We start from the raw sequence: 14849 nt of genomic DNA on the forward strand, positions 1-14849 counted from the left end.
CTCCAGAACGCTCAGCGATAAACCGGGAAGTCAGCGCACAGGGCAGAAACCTGCTGGGCGACGTTGGCCTCGACATCGGCATCGCCGAGGTTGTCGAGGATGTCGCAGATCCAGCCGGCCAGCGTCACGCACTGGGTCACCTTGAAGCCGCGAGTGGTCACCGCCGGGGTGCCGATGCGCAGGCCGGAGGTCACGAACGGCGACTGCGGGTCGTTCGGTACGGCGTTCTTGTTGACGGTGATGTGCGCGCGACCGAGCGCAGCGTCTGCGTCCTTACCGGTGAGGCCCTGACGGATCAGGCTGACCAGGAACAGGTGGTTGTCGGTGCCGCCGGACACTACATCGTAGCCACGTTTGATAAATACGCTCGCCATCGCCTGGGCGTTGTCGATCACTTGTTGCTGATAGGCCTTGAAGCCAGGCTCCAGCGCTTCCTTGAAGCACACGGCTTTACCGGCGATGACGTGCATCAGCGGGCCGCCCTGGGCGCCGGGGAATACTGCGGCGTTGAGCTTCTTCTCGATTTCTTCGTTGGACTTGGCCAGGATCAGCCCGCCACGCGGACCGCGCAGGGTCTTGTGGGTGGTGGTGGTGACCACGTCGGCATACGGCAGCGGGTTCGGGTACAGACCGGCAGCCACCAGACCGGCGACGTGGGCCATGTCGACGAACAGCAGCGCACCGACCTTGTCGGCGATCTGACGGAAGCGCGGGAAGTCGAGGGTTTTCGAGTAGGCCGAGAAACCGGCGACGATCATCTTCGGCTTGCACTCGACAGCCAGACGCTCGACTTCGTCGTAATCGATCAGGCCAGTCTTGGTGTCGATGCCGTACTGCACGGCGTTGTACAGCTTGCCCGAGGACGAGACCTTGGCGCCGTGGGTCAGGTGACCACCGTGGGCCAGGCTCATGCCGAGGATGGTGTCGCCTGCTTGCAGCAGGGCCAGGTACACGGCGCTGTTGGCCGAAGAACCGGAGTGCGGCTGGACGTTGGCATAATCGGCGCCGAACAGTTGCTTGGCGCGTTCGATGGCCAGCGCTTCAACCTTGTCGACGTGCTCGCAGCCACCGTAGTAGCGCTTGCCCGGATAGCCTTCGGCGTATTTGTTGGTCAGGCCGCTGCCTTGCGCTTCCATCACGCGTTTGCTGGTGTAGTTCTCCGACGCGATCAGCTCGATGTGATCTTCCTGACGTTGCTCCTCGGCATTCATCGCCGCCAGCAGTGCATCGTCGTAACCCTGGATCTGGTCTTGCTTGCTGAACATCGCGTCTCTCCCAGCGGCATCTGTGCGCCATTCGTCTCGGTAAGGCACGGCGTTCAGCCAATGCCCTTTGATGCGATGGTATGGCCGGCGCAGGGAGGTCAAATGCCTACGGACGCCACGCAAAGGTGCGTTTACGACATGACGGGGACGACGGACTCAAACAAGCAGCTGGCGCAAGGCCAGAAGAACCACGAAATGCGCGGGATAGAGCGCATACGCCCAGCGCCGCATGGGTGGCGCGTGGAGGTAAGTGGCGTGTCGCAACAGGAACATTCCGAGCAGTGGCGCGATCAGGCAGGTCGCAATCCCGAGGATTGCGACAATGTTGCCGAACTGCGCGGATTCGTAGAGCACCCGCCACTGATTCGCCGCCAGACACACCAGCCCCGGCAGCAGGCTGAAAAACCAGGGTTTGCGAAACACCAGCAACATCGCCAGCGGCAGCAGGACGCCGAACAGACCGAACATCAGTCGCTCCGGGAACAGCGCGGCGACCAGCAAAGCACTGACACCCAGCAGTCGCGAAATCAGCGTTGGGTCCTGCCAGCCCCGCGCCACCAGCAAGCCCAGCGCCAGCGTGGGCATCACGTTCAAGGTGTCGGGCTCGGGAATGTACAAACGATAGGGAATCTCGCTGAGCAGGCTGAACAGTAACAACCAGCCCAGATAGCGCCATTCGGTCTTGCGCGCGCCGTCCCGTGCCAGATTCGCCGCCATCGCCAGGCAGAACCACGGGAACGCCAGCCGCCCCGGCACATACAGCCAATCGGCGCCGATCCCGACATATCGCAGGTGATCGAGCAGCATGCTCAGCAGCGCCAGCCACTTGAGCAGATCGAGTGCGCCGTCGCGCTGGCTCAGGTGCATAATCGGCTCGCATCCTTGTAAAGTTCTGACAGCGACATCCCGTGTGCTCCCCGGATGATCTTCGGTACAGTGCGCACCATCATTGACCCCACGAAGCGCCACAAGCGCCTCGATCACGGAAGCCGGCCATGACCGACAAGAGCCAACAATTCGCCAGCGACAACTACTCCGGTATCTGCCCCGAAGCCTGGGCTGCCATGGAACAGGCCAACCACGGCCACCAGCGCGCCTATGGCGACGATGAGTGGACAGCACGCGCCTCCGATTATTTCCGCAAGCTGTTCGAGACCGACTGCGAAGTGTTCTTCGCCTTCAACGGCACCGCCGCCAACTCCCTCGCGCTGTCGTCGCTGTGCCAGAGTTACCACAGCGTGATCTGCTCGGAAACCGCCCACGTCGAAACCGACGAATGCGGCGCCCCGGAATTCTTCTCCAACGGTTCGAAACTGCTGATCGCCGGCACCGAAAACGGCAAGATCACCCCGGCCTCGATCCGCGAAGTCGCACTCAAGCGCCAGGACATTCACTACCCGAAACCGCGCGTCGTGACCCTGACCCAGGCCACCGAGGTCGGCAGCGTCTACACCCCGGAAGAAGTCCGGGCCATCAGCGACACCTGCAAGGAGCTGGGCCTGAACCTGCACATGGACGGCGCGCGTTTCTCCAACGCCTGCGCATTCCTCGGCTGCTCGCCGGCGGACCTGACCTGGAAGGCCGGCGTCGACGTGCTGTGCTTCGGCGGCACGAAAAACGGCATGGCGGTGGGTGAGGCGATCCTGTTCTTCAACCACAAACTGGCCGAAGACTTCGACTACCGCTGCAAACAGGCCGGGCAACTGGCCTCGAAGATGCGCTTCCTGTCGGCCCCGTGGGTCGGCATCCTGGAAAACGACGCCTGGCTCAAATACGCCCGCCACGCCAACCACTGCGCGCAACTGCTGGCCGAACTGGTCAGCGACATCCCGGGCGTGGAGCTGATGTTCCCGGTCCAGGCCAACGGCGTGTTCCTGCAACTCTCGGAACCGGCCATCGCCGCCCTGACCGCGCGCGGCTGGCGCTTCTACACCTTCATCGGCAAGGGCGGCGCCCGCTTCATGTGCTCGTGGGACACCGAAGAAGAACGCGTCCGCGAACTGGCACGCGACATCCGCGAAGTCATGTCGGCCTGATCGCCTCCTCCTTGATCGTTCCCACGCTCCGCGTGGGAATGCCTCCCGGGACGCTCCGCGTTCCTGCCGCACCGCCGATGCAACGCCGAACACCGTCATGACGCGGAGCGTCAAGGGCCGCATTCCCACGCAGAGCGTGGGAACGATCTCAACTAAAAGCTACAAATGACTTTTCCCACCGCCGCTACAGACTTCGCCTCTAGCGCGATCACTCCGGCCACCTCACTCTGATCGTTCCCACGTCGAGGCGTCGAACCGTCTGCGTCGGAGTGCATCAGGGGACGCTCCGCGCTCCTCTCAGCAGCACCGCAAGATTCAAGGATGAATCCCATGGGCCGAAGCCGCTACACCATCACCGAACCCGACAAGCCTCACTTCCTGACCTGCACGCTGGTGGAGTGGCTGCCACTGTTCGTCCGCCCTCATCTCGTCGACCACCTGCTCAACTGTTGGCGCTATCAACAAACCCACCAGCAACTGAAGCTCTACGGTTACGTGATCCTGGAAAACCACCTGCATTTCGTCGCCCAGGCGCCTGACCTGAGTAAATGCCTGAGCCAGTTCAAATCCTTCACAGCCCGACAGATCATTGATGACCTGCAAAACAGGGGTGCAGAAAGAGCATTGAAGCGCCTTCGCTTCAGCAAACGGACACACAAGGAAGATCGGGTGTATCAGATGTGGCAGGAAGGTGCTCACGCGGAGATGGTCTACAGCGAAGAAGTCATGCGCCAGAAACTCGATTACATCCACAACAACCCGGTAAAGCGTGGTTATGTGGAGCTGCCGGAGCACTGGCGGTATTCGAGCGCCCGAAACTATGCAGGGCTGGACGGGCTGATCGAGGTTCAACGCTGGTACTGAAGCTCCCGCTATCCCACACGCAGATCGTTCCCACGCTCTGCGTGGGAATGCATACCGGGACGCTCCGCGTTCCTGCCGCACCACCGATGCAACGCCAGGCATCGTCATGACGCGGAGCGTCACAGGCTGCATTCCCACGCGGAGCGTGGGAACGATCTGGCTCCCTCCCGTTTCAGCTCCATCGTCTACATTGTCTGTCGAGCCATCGCTCACATAACAATAAGCAGGAGCTTGCGCATGTCGCTAAAAGGCAAAACCTTGTTCATCACCGGCGCCAGCCGTGGCATCGGGCGCGAGATTGCGCTGCGGGCTGCACAGGACGGGGCCAATATCGTGATCGCGGCCAAGAGCGCCGAGCCGCACGCCAAGTTGCCCGGCACCATCCACAGCGTCGCCGCTGAAGTCGAAGCGGCCGGCGGCAAGGCCCTGGCGCTGCAACTGGATGTGCGTGATGAAGACGCGGTGCGTCAGGCGCTGGCTCAGGCCAATGAACATTTCGGTGGGATTGATGCGCTGGTGAACAACGCCGGGGCGATCAAGTTGACCGGTGTGCAGCACATAGAACTCAAGCGTTTCGACCTGATGCATCAGATCAACACCCGCGCGGTGTTGCTGTGCAGCCAGGCGGCGCTGCCCTATCTGAAGAAATCCTCCGGGCACATTCTCAACCTGTCACCGCCGCTGAATCTGGCCAGTAAATGGTTCGCGCAGTACAGCCCCTACACCGTGACCAAGTACGGCATGAGCATGCTGACTGTCGGGATGAGCGAGGAGTTCGCCAACTATGGGATCAGCGTCAATTCGCTGTGGCCGCAGACCATGATCGCCACGGCGGCGATTGAGTTTCAGCTGGGCAATCGGGAGTCGTTCAAACATGCGAGGACGCCGGCGATCATGGCGGATGCGGCGCATGTGATTCTAAGTAGCAGCGAGCGGCGGATTACCGGGCGGTTGTTGATTGATGAGGAGATTTTGCGTGAGAGCGGCGTGACCGAGTTTGATCATTACCGCTTTGAGCCGGGGAGTGATGCGAAGTTGATGACGGATTTGTTCGTCGATTGAACGACAAACCTGTGGGACCGAGCCTGTTCGCTCCCACAGGTTTCATGCCGGCATCAGTACTCGATACGAACATCCCCCTTCGGCACGCTGCAGCAAGAAAGGATGTACCCCTCCGCCTCGTCGTCCTCGGTGATCCCGCCGTTGTGATCCATCTCCACTTCGCCGCCCAGCTTGAGCACCTTGCACGTCCCGCAGATCCCCATGCCGCAGGCTTTCGGGATCATCAGGCCGACCTTCGCGGCCGCCGCATGCACGGTCTCGCCCGGGGCAACGCGGATGCTCTTGTCCGATGAGGTGAATTCCACCAGGTGCAGATCCGCCGCCGGCACTTCCGGTGCTTCCGCTGCCTGTTCCGCCTGCTCCACCGCATCGGCGCGGGCTTCCGGTGGCGTGGCGCCGAAGGATTCCTCGTGATAGCGCTTCATGTCGTAGCCGGCGTTTTCCAGCAGGCGCTTGACCGCCGTCATGTACGGCGTCGGGCCGCAGCAGAAGACTTCGCGCTCGAGGAAGTCCGGCACCATCAGTTCCAGCATCTTGTGGTTGAGGTAGCCGCGATAGCCGGCCCACGGCTCGCCCAGCCCGTGTTTCTCGCAGATCAGGTGCAGGCTGAAGTTGTCGATCCGCGACGCCATGTGTTCCAGCTCGCGGTGGTAAATGATGTCTTTCGGCGAGCGGGCGCTGTGGATAAACGTCATGTCGACGTTGCCGTTGGTGTCGTAGAACCAGCGCGCCATCGACATCACTGGGGTGATACCGACACCGCCGCTCAGGTACAGCACTTTCGGGCTCGGGAAGTCGATGGCGTTGAACAGCCCGACCGGCCCGTGCACCGCCAGCTCCTGGCCTTCGTGCAACGTGTCGTGCAGCCAGTTGGACACCTTGCCCCCCGGCACCCGCTTGATGGTCACCGAAAAGCTGTACGGCACCGACGGCGAACTGGAGATGGTGTACGAGCGCATGATCGGCTGGCCTTCGATTTCCAGCTCCAGGGTCACGAACTGCCCAGGCTTGAAGAAGAACAGGATCGGCTGGTCGGCCATGAAACAGAAGGTGCGCACATCCCAGGTTTCCTGGATGACTTTGACGCAACGGACGATGTGTCGGCCATTGGCCCAGGTCTGGGTGGTGACCGGATTCAGGAAGCTGTTCGACATGCTGTTCTCCACGGCCGACTGTCGGCCTTCATGTGGCGATTCTGCGTATAGCGCAGACGCCCCGTTTACCTATCCGCGACATTGACATACTTATCGCGACCAGCCCCCAACCACCGGGGGTTGCGCGTCGGGAACAGATTGCACCATGTCGCCCATGGATAAGGTTCCGGGCAGCGGCGGCCCCACACTCGCCCCCAACACAAACAGATTCTTTACACCTTGCGCTGCAACCCTGATCAGCCACTTTCGCGGCCACGCAGATGGCCTTGAGGATTACATCGATGGACACCGCAAAAATCAGCCTGGGCGACCCGCTGGAACCCGCACGCAAGGCCACCGCACAAATGCTGCAGGAGCGCGAGCGCACCTACTCCCTGCCGCAGCCGTTCTACAGTGACGAGCGCCTGTTCGATATCGACATGCAGGAGATCTTCCAGAAAGAGTGGTTGATCGCCGGCATGACCTGCGAAATCCCGGCCAAGGGCAACTACATCACCCTGCAGATCGGCAAGAACCCGATCATCGTGATTCGCGGTGCCGAAGGCGTGGTGCACGCGTTTCACAACGTCTGCCGCCACCGTGGCTCGCGCCTGTGCACCAGCGACAAGGGCAAGGTCGCCAAACTGGTCTGCCACTACCACCAGTGGACGTATGAGCTGGACGGGCGCCTGCTGTTCGCCGGCACCGAGATGGGCGCCGACTTCGACATGAAGCAGTACGGCCTCAAACCGGTGAACGTGAAGACCGCCGGCGGCTACATCTTCATCAGCCTGGCGGAGAACCCGCCGGCCATCGATGACTTCCTGTCGACCCTGAACCACTACATGGAACCGTACGACATGGAGAACACCAAGGTGGCGATTACCACCACCTTGATGGAGAAGGCCAACTGGAAACTGGTGCTGGAAAACAATCGCGAGTGCTACCACTGCGGCGGCTCGCACCCTGAGTTGCTGAAAACCCTGCTGGAATGGGACGACGTCACCGACCCGCGCGCCGATCAGGCGTTCAAGGATCACGTCGCCGCCTCCGCCGCTGCCTGGGAAGCCGAGAAGATTCCTTACGCTCACGCCAGTTTCGGCCTGCGTAACCGCATCGTGCGCATGCCGCTGCTCAAGGGCACCGTGTCGATGACCATGGACGGCAAACAGGGCTGCGCCAAGCTGATGGGCCGGATCAAGAACCCGGACCTGGGCTCGATGCGCATCCTGCACTTGCCGCACTCGTGGAACCACTGCATGGGCGACCACATCATCGTGTTCACCGTGTGGCCGATCAGCGCCCAGGAAACCATGGTCACCACCAAGTGGCTGGTGCACAAGGATGCGGTCGAAGGCGTGGACTACGACGTCGAGCGCATGCGCCAGGTGTGGGACGCGACCAACGATCAGGACCGTCGTCTGGCCGAAGAAAACCAGCGCGGGATCAACTCCACCGCGTACCAGCCGGGCCCGTATTCCAAAACCTATGAATTTGGCGTGGTCAACTTCGTCGACTGGTACAGCGAGCGGATGCTGAGCAACCTGGGGGCCGAGCCGGCGCCATACCTCAAAGGCGTGCCAGTCCAAGGCTAACAGCAAAAGCATCGTCAGCAGGCTGGCTCCCACAGGGGATTTCTGTGCACCGGAGATCCAGTGTGGGAGCTAGCCTGCTAGCGATGGCGTCATCACTGTCATCGCATCACTTGGATGACCACCTCACACTGCCATCCTCACCAATAAACTCCTCGAAAATCTCCTCCCCCACCAACCTGATCTTCGCGTAGCCGTTCAACACCCGCAGCGGATAGTCCGGATCGTTCGCATCCTTCGTCTCCGAAAACAGCACCCGCGAATGTCCGTTCAGCTCGCTGGTGGTGCCGTAGGGAATCGCTCCGTGGCCGGCACAACGCGCATGCAGCCCGCCCTGGGTCGCGTAGACGATGCCGTTGTGCAGATGCCCCCAATACCAGTAATCCGGCTCACGCCCCAGCGCATCGCACACCGGTTGATACAGCGCGGTCTTGTTGTGCCCGGTGATGTCGAAGCCCTGATGGTGGCTGAGCACCATGAGTTTCTTGCGTTTCGGCAGGCCCTTCATCCACTCGATCTGCGGCTTGTTCAGCGTTCCGTCCATGTACAGGTTCATGACGTCCGAGGCGTACGCCGTGTCCAGCCCGACTATCAGCCAGTCGTCGTTGATCAGGGCGAAGTAGCTGGTGCCCTGCTGCCCCGGAAAACGCGCGGCCAGTTCCTTGAAATAACCGTGGGCGCCGCTGTACATCTCGTGGTTGGAATTGAGGGTGAACGAGCCGTGGGTGCCCATCGGCCAGCCCGCCATGTCGGTGTCTTCCTGAGAGTGGGTGCCGGCGTAATAAACATCCCCCAAATGAATGGTGAAGTCGGCATTGGCCAGTTGCATCTGGTTCGCCACCGACACCGCCGGCGCATGGCTGTTGAACGGCCCGGTGCCCCAGTCGCCGGCAATCGCCAGCGTCACTTCACGCTCCATTTTCACCAGCGCCGGATCGGTGCCGAAGGTCGCGTGATGGCGCAGGTTTTCAATCCACTTGAGCAGCGCCTCGCTCCACAGCAGATCCAGCAGCTCCCATTTGCGGCAGCCCAGCAGCGTGCCGTCCTTGAGCACCTTGGTCTGCAGTTGATCGGGCGATTGCGGCAGCGGCGTCGCGTTGCCGATGCGCAGGATCGACAAGCCGTGGGACAACTCCCACGGCACCGCCGGCTCGTCGTCAGGCAGCTCGCCATGCTTGAGCACGTATTGCGCCTGGTCGTGACCGCGCTGGAGCAGCTTGATGATGGCCTCGAACTCCTTGGGTTCGAGTTCGCTGATGAGTTTCATCCAGGCCATTTCGATGCGCGTGAACAAGCCGTGCAGGCGCACCTTGACCTTGTCGTATTCGTGCTTCAGATGTCCGACCGCTGACATGACGTAATCCTCTATCCGTAAGGGTTCACAGGGTTTTCATGAATTCGATCAGCGCACGCTTGTCGTCGTCCGACAGCGTCGTGCCGTACAGGTGACCGCTGTTGTGGTTGCCTTCCAGGCGCGTGTCGTAGGTGAAATCCGCCGAAGCTTTGGCCTGGGCGCCACTGGTCACGAAGCCGACGTTGACCGGGTCGTAGACATCGGAGCCGGTGATGAACACCTGCGGACGTTTTTCCGGCGGTTGCAGCAAGTCCCACAACGTCGGCACCGAGCCGTTGTGCAGGTACGGCGCACGCAGCCAGATGCCGTCGGTGGGCGTGTTGCTGTAGCTCTGGGTCTTGCGATAGGCGCCGAAATCGAACGGCGGTTTCTTGAAGGTGTGAAACGCCGCCACCAGCCCGGTGGTGAACGAGTTCAGCCGGTGCGGATCGGTGCCGAGCTGGTCGATGTTGGTGGTGACCTGCCCGGTATCGACGCGACCGAAATCGTGACAACCGGCGCAGTTAGCCTCCCACACCGGTTTGCCCTGGGCGACTTTTGCCTGATCCAGTGCCCACGGCCACGCCGGCGCCTTGTGCCCGAGCAGCCAGTTGGTCACCCGGTTGAAACTCGGCGGCAGCACCGATTCCGGCGTCGCGCCCACGGCCATCGCAGCGGCGTAGTTGCGCTCGTGGATCTTGTTGTTATTGCCGTCCCAGTGCAGGTACATCGATTCCCGGGGTTTCTGGTTCCACACTTGCGGCAGGTCGACGGTGCCAATGGTCGAGTCATCCGGGAAGCCGAACACCACCATTTTCGTCGGGTTGAAGGTGTCGGTGCGCCCCGGCCCCTGTTGCGGGCGCAGTTTCTGCCAAGCGTAGGCCTGCTTCTGTTTGAGCAGCGCGGTCTTGGCCATCGGGATGATCAGGTAACGGTTGTAGATCTTCTCGAAGAAGCCGAGCTGGAACTTGCTGTTGATCGCCGCCATCACCGCGTCGGTGGTGAATTTCGGATCGCTGGCGCAATCGTAGGCAAACCACTGGAAAGCCTGCAGTTGCAGGGTATTGGCCGGTGCGCTCGGCACATTCACCGCGACGTCGCTGGCATTGGCCCGGTAGGAACCGGTGTGGCACAGCGCGCAGTTCGGCTCGACGGTCGGGTAACCGATCTGTCGCTTGGCCATGCCGATCGGCAGGTCCTTACCGTTCTCGAACAGGAACCCGAAGACTTCCCAGCCACCAGGTTTCGGCAGTTTTTCCGGGCACATCTGCGGCAATACCGAGAACAGGTAATAGGGAATCCGCGCTTCGATGCCCAAGCCAATCGCGGCGTATTTGTAGTGATCTTCGTCGGAGGCGTAATCCTGCTCCGGCACCACGCGCAGCATCTGATACCAGGTCTGGTAACCGATGAACGCCAGTAGCGCCACAACAACCAGCGTGCCGACCTTGAACGCGTGACTCTGCCACTGCCGCGCCCACGCTGCGCGCCATTCGCGCCAGCCGTCACAGAGCAGCGCCAAGGGTCGGTTTTCAGGCGTGGTGCCGAGGTACAGCAGGATGCCGAGGATCAGGAAAAAGCTCAGGTCGCCCATCAGCATCGGCACGAACACCGAGCCCTGGCTGCTGGTGTTGATCAGGTAGATCCAGAACGCCACCGCGATCAACCGCGTCAGCACGCACAGCCAGGAATGCACCACGTAGCGCGGCGCGTTGAAGCCCGACGGCATGTAGAACACGCTGATGCCGACCAGCAGCATCCCGGCGTTTTCCAGCCACGGGTCGGAGAGTTGCGGCGGCAGGCCGACCACCGATGTCAGCAACCCCGGCGCAAACAGCGCCGGAATCGCGAACACCATGTTCATCGCAATGCCGAGCCAGATGAAGCGTTGAAACCAGCGGATGTAGCTGTCCATATCAGTTCCCCAGATCCTACCCACGTCGAAGCGTCGAACCGTCCGCGTGGGAATGCCGCCATGGACGCTCTGCGTCCGCTCTTGGGACGCAGAGCGTCCCGGTATGCATTCCCACGCAGAGCGTGGGAACGATCGGGGGGCTATCCGAGGGCTGTTTTCTCCAGATGCTCAAGGATGATCGGATACACATCGACCACCGCGTTCTTGCCGAACATGCAATCGATATGGCCGTAACCCGGCACCACATGCCGGCTGTAGCGTTCCGGCCCGTGTTTCTCGCAAACCCGCTGATAAGTCTTGAGCGTGCTTTCCGGCAGATAACACTGGTTGTCGGCGCCGCTGATAAAACAGATCGGCATGGTCAGCCGATCAAAGTGCGGCATGTATACGTCGTGCCCTTTGAAATCCACCAGATGCCCTTTGCGCACGATCAGCGCCAGGTGCTCGAAGGTCTCGATGTTCGACTCGCCGAACAGCTCGTGCAGGTTGTCGTGCAGGGTCTCGTTGAGGGTGTCGTGGCGATACAGCGAGGCGTACATGAAGGTGATGCGGTGGCACACCGGGTTGGTGCAATAGCCCTGGGCTTCGATCCGCGCGTAGCCGTTGAGCGCCTTGTCGTAGAGCCGGTTGAACCAGTTCTCCTTGCTGTCGGCGTAGGCGGTCATGGATTTGATGCCGATCGCGTCAAGCATTCCCGGCAAGTGCAGACCGGCCTTCAACCCCGTTGCCGTCGCGACCACCGTGTCGGCGGCAATCTGCGAGCAGACCACCGAACGCACGCCCTGCAAACCGGCGAGCAGCGACATGAAGAAGGTCGTGGCGCCGTAGCAATGCACCACGCACTGCACGTCCCTGGCTTGGGTTTCCTGCTGGATCTGTGCGATGGCGGCCTTGAAGTCGTATTGGGCGATCTGGTCGCCGTTCCATTCCTTCTTGCTCGCCGGCAACAGGATGCTCACCCGGAAATCCAGCAGCCACACGTCGTAGTCGTGCTTGCACAGAAATTCGAGCAGGTTGGTCTGGATGGTGTCGGTGGAAAAGATATTCGAGCCCACCCCCAGACCATGCACCAGCATCACCGGGCCTTTGCTGCCGGCCTGATAACGGGTCAGGCGCAGCTGGACGCCGTCTTCGGTGGAGAAGAAATGCACGGCCGGCGTCGGCGCATCCAATGGCCGTTTCAGCCGTGGCGGCGCGTCGGGGTTGAAGTACTTGTCACCGGCAAACACCCCGCCATAACTCTCCCAGAGAATCCCGGCGAAGAACTTGCCGAACCGCGCCAGCCCTTCGATGCGCTCACGCTCGTTGCGCGCATTGAGGACTTTCATGGTGGTCATCTGCTTGGCGAAATCGGCCGGTTTGATGTGCATCACCCCGGAGCCGATCACCTCGCCGGTCTTGTCCGGCCCGCGATACAGCGTCACGTAGAGGGTGCTGGTGTCGTGCCAGATATTCAGCACGCCGTTGTCTTCCGGCACGGTCTTGAAGGCGCTGAAGAAATAGTCGTGGCCGTCCTCGGCGGTCAGTTTCATGTCGTATTTCATGTGGCGCGTATCGACCTGCTGCTCGAACTGCTCGAACAGGTTGAACACACCGTTGCTGGCGGTCAGCGGTTCTGGCGACAGCGCCGGGGCGATCACCGTGCCGACGATGGTCGCGGCGTGTTCGGGCTCCTTAATCATCCGGTTGAGGTCGTTGGCGGTGATGGTCAGGGTGAAGTCGATCGGCGAGTTGTCCGCCTCGCCACGTTTGGCTGCCGCCTCGTAAACCTTCAGGTCGGTGCTTTGCGCGGCGGTGAAAGCGCGGGAGAAGTAGCCCTTCATGGTTTCGGTGAACTGCACGCCGAGGGTCGGCGGCGCGGTCTGTTTACGCGGGGCCGACGGCAACGTGTAGTCGATCGTCCAGCCACGATCGGCGGCCAGCAGGCCCATGTTGCGCTCGCTCACGGCGGAGATGGTCAGCAGCGGGTTGACCGCCAGTGACGTCGGGATCACCGCGCCGTCGGTCACGTACAGGTTGGCGTAGACATCGGTGCCACTGGCACCGCTGAACACCTGGCCCTTGTGGTTGACCACGCCTTGCGCGGCGTCTTCGCCCATCACGCAACCGCCCAGCGGATGCACCGAGACGATGCTGTGCTTGAGCAGCTTGGTCCAGATCGGATTCTCGACCCAGATCCCGCCCAGGGCTTTGGTGCTCTGGTACAGGCGTTCGTTGCCGATCTTGAAGTTTTCCTGCTCGCCGACGCCCGGCCAGTCGATGCGCAGCTGATCCTTGCTGTCGAGGACCATGCGTCCCTGACCGCTGTCGTGGCTCATGATCAGGTAGGTCTGCATGTTGTGCAGCGCGCCGTGATACGGGCCGCGCAGGAAGCTTTCGGCTTCACGCTCCTTGTACTTCACTTTGCCGCTGAAGCTGTCGTCGGTGGGCTTGCCGATCATCTCGGCGAACCCGGCCATCGCCGGCACCATCGGCCGGCCGAGCGCGCCGGGGATCGAACCTTCCTCGATGACCATGCGACTGCTGCGGTCACCCTCGGTGCGCATGTCGATGATCGAAGTGATGCAGGGGCCGACCGGTTGCATTTCCTTGGCCGAATGCGCGCCGAAACCGATGCCGTTGATGGTCTGCTCGCAGTTGTGGCCGAAGCCGAGGATGTCGCCGTTGCCGCTCATGTTCTCGCCGAGCTGCCCGGACATCACCAGGCCTTTGTCCCGCGAGCGCAGCAGAATCTCGGTGGAGCCGAGGGTGCCCGCAGAAACCACGACGATGTCGGCCTTCACGAACAGCGTCGGCGCGTCGAACTTCTCGCGGCCGCTGTCGAGATACTGGAAGTGCACGATCCAGCCATTGCCGTCGCGCTCCAGATGCCGCACCTGGGCCTGGCAGAAAATCTCCGCGCCGTGATTGGTGGCGTCCGGCAGGTAGTTCATCAGCGTGGTGTTCTTGGCCTTGTTGTTACAGCCCGATACGCAGTCACCGCAGTGGTTGCACGGTAGTTGCTCGACGCCGACGTGATTGAGGTTGTTGGGCAGTTTGTCGAAGGTCACGTTGATCGGCGGCTTGTAGAAGTGCGCGCCTTGCTTGAGGAAGTCTGCGGATTTTTTGTTGGCATCAAGCTTCGGCAGGTTCGGCGCGGTGCTCGGGTAGGGATTGGGTTTGAGCATCTCCCGGGCTTTTTCGTAACCCGCCTTGAGCAAGCCGTCGTGATCCTCGCGCACCGCCAGTGGCCAGCGTGGATCCTTGAACACATCGGCTGTCGGTTCCAGCGAGACGTTGGCATTGATCAGCGACGTGCCGCCGAGGCCGCAACCGACCACCACGTTCTGCTGCGCGTTGACATGCAGATCGAACAACCCGGTACGCGAGCCGATGTGGCCGTCCGGATCGTGTACCTGCAATTCCTCGGTCGCGGCGATCATGGTGTTGGGGTATTCGCCGGGCTGGATCTCCCGACCGCGTTCCAGCAGACAGACCTTTTTACCGGCCCGGGACAGGCGCGACGCGGCAATGCCGCCGCCGTACCCGGAGCCAATGACGATCACGTCGTAATGTTCCTTGATGTCGCTGATGGGCGTTGCGATCCGTGTCATGAGGGGGTTCCTCTCTCAGGCAGATGGGGCAACTCTGCGGTTGCCTGCAATCGATG

Annotated in this window: 10 protein-coding genes; 4 read left to right on the forward strand and 6 right to left on the reverse strand. The window is 61.6% G+C overall.

All coding sequences use genetic code 11. The features are described from left to right. Positions 1-11 precede the first annotated feature (11 nt). Both glyA and ABTV87_RS26915 read right to left on the reverse strand, forming a co-directional pair. Positions 12-1265 (reverse strand): serine hydroxymethyltransferase, encoded by a 1254-nt coding sequence (gene glyA, locus ABTV87_RS26910; RefSeq protein ID WP_007959804.1) that lies wholly within the window; start codon positions 1263-1265, stop codon positions 12-14. Between the two features lie 156 nt (positions 1266-1421). Next, complete coding sequence (locus tag ABTV87_RS26915; protein ID WP_085608920.1) at positions 1422-2132, reverse strand: TraX family protein; 711 nt, start codon at positions 2130-2132, stop codon at positions 1422-1424. Between the two features lie 128 nt (positions 2133-2260). On the opposite strand from ABTV87_RS26915, the gene ABTV87_RS26920 reads away from it, so the two are divergent. The 3 genes from ABTV87_RS26920 (at position 2261) to ABTV87_RS26930 (ending at position 5227) form a co-directional block, all read left to right on the forward strand. After that, on the forward strand, positions 2261-3301 hold the full coding sequence (locus ABTV87_RS26920; RefSeq protein WP_007959802.1) for a low specificity L-threonine aldolase: 1041 nt from the start codon (positions 2261-2263) through the stop codon (positions 3299-3301). 330 nt (positions 3302-3631) lie between these two features. After that, the gene (locus ABTV87_RS26925; RefSeq protein ID WP_258712465.1) at positions 3632-4165 is read left to right on the forward strand and encodes an REP-associated tyrosine transposase; all 534 of its coding nucleotides are present in this window, start codon (positions 3632-3634) and stop codon (positions 4163-4165) included. Positions 4166-4402: 237 nt separating this feature from the next. Further along, complete coding sequence (locus ABTV87_RS26930; protein WP_007959799.1) at positions 4403-5227, forward strand: SDR family oxidoreductase; 825 nt, start codon at positions 4403-4405, stop codon at positions 5225-5227. Positions 5228-5280: 53 nt separating this feature from the next. Here ABTV87_RS26930 and gbcB read toward each other — a convergent pair whose 3' ends face one another. Beyond that, entirely contained in the window at positions 5281-6381 is a 1101-nt protein-coding gene (gene gbcB, locus ABTV87_RS26935; RefSeq protein ID WP_011336281.1) for a glycine-betaine demethylase subunit GbcB, read from the reverse strand. A gap of 281 nt (positions 6382-6662) precedes the next feature. Between gbcB and gbcA the strand changes: the two genes are divergently transcribed. Then, positions 6663-7955 (forward strand): glycine-betaine demethylase subunit GbcA, encoded by a 1293-nt coding sequence (gene gbcA, locus ABTV87_RS26940; protein ID WP_127800304.1) that lies wholly within the window; start codon positions 6663-6665, stop codon positions 7953-7955. Between the two features lie 106 nt (positions 7956-8061). On the opposite strand, the gene ABTV87_RS26945 is transcribed toward gbcA, so the two are convergent. From ABTV87_RS26945 to ABTV87_RS26955, 3 genes are all read right to left on the reverse strand, one after another. Continuing rightward, positions 8062-9306 carry a metallophosphoesterase family protein gene (locus ABTV87_RS26945; RefSeq protein ID WP_207984170.1) on the reverse strand — a complete coding sequence of 415 codons (1245 nt, stop codon included), beginning with the start codon at positions 9304-9306 and terminating at the stop codon, positions 8062-8064. Positions 9307-9331: 25 nt separating this feature from the next. After that, on the reverse strand, positions 9332-11200 hold the full coding sequence (locus tag ABTV87_RS26950; protein ID WP_221534081.1) for a hypothetical protein: 1869 nt from the start codon (positions 11198-11200) through the stop codon (positions 9332-9334). 140 nt (positions 11201-11340) lie between these two features. Next, a complete protein-coding gene (locus tag ABTV87_RS26955) occupies positions 11341-14793 on the reverse strand; it encodes a GMC family oxidoreductase N-terminal domain-containing protein (protein WP_258712473.1) in 3453 nt (1150 codons plus the stop codon). Between the last annotated feature and the right edge of the window lie 56 nt (positions 14794-14849).

Source organism: Pseudomonas sp. PSE1(2024), from assembly GCF_050990555.1.
Lineage (GTDB): Bacteria > Pseudomonadota > Gammaproteobacteria > Pseudomonadales > Pseudomonadaceae > Aquipseudomonas > Aquipseudomonas aphyarum.

Excerpts from the sequence above, each read along its gene's own strand:
- glyA (WP_007959804.1), bottom strand. The coding sequence starts at position 1,265 with ATGTTCAGCAAGCAAGACCAGATCCAGGGTTACGACGATGCACTGCTG.
- ABTV87_RS26915 (WP_085608920.1), bottom strand. The coding sequence starts at position 2,132 with ATGCACCTGAGCCAGCGCGACGGCGCACTCGATCTGCTCAAGTGGCTG.
- ABTV87_RS26920 (WP_007959802.1), top strand. The coding sequence starts at position 2,261 with ATGACCGACAAGAGCCAACAATTCGCCAGCGACAACTACTCCGGTATC.
- ABTV87_RS26925 (WP_258712465.1), top strand. The coding sequence starts at position 3,632 with ATGGGCCGAAGCCGCTACACCATCACCGAACCCGACAAGCCTCACTTC.
- ABTV87_RS26930 (WP_007959799.1), top strand. The coding sequence starts at position 4,403 with ATGTCGCTAAAAGGCAAAACCTTGTTCATCACCGGCGCCAGCCGTGGC.
- gbcB (WP_011336281.1), bottom strand. The coding sequence starts at position 6,381 with ATGTCGAACAGCTTCCTGAATCCGGTCACCACCCAGACCTGGGCCAAT.
- gbcA (WP_127800304.1), top strand. The coding sequence starts at position 6,663 with ATGGACACCGCAAAAATCAGCCTGGGCGACCCGCTGGAACCCGCACGC.
- ABTV87_RS26945 (WP_207984170.1), bottom strand. The coding sequence starts at position 9,306 with ATGTCAGCGGTCGGACATCTGAAGCACGAATACGACAAGGTCAAGGTG.
- ABTV87_RS26950 (WP_221534081.1), bottom strand. The coding sequence starts at position 11,200 with ATGGACAGCTACATCCGCTGGTTTCAACGCTTCATCTGGCTCGGCATT.
- ABTV87_RS26955 (WP_258712473.1), bottom strand. The coding sequence starts at position 14,793 with ATGACACGGATCGCAACGCCCATCAGCGACATCAAGGAACATTACGAC.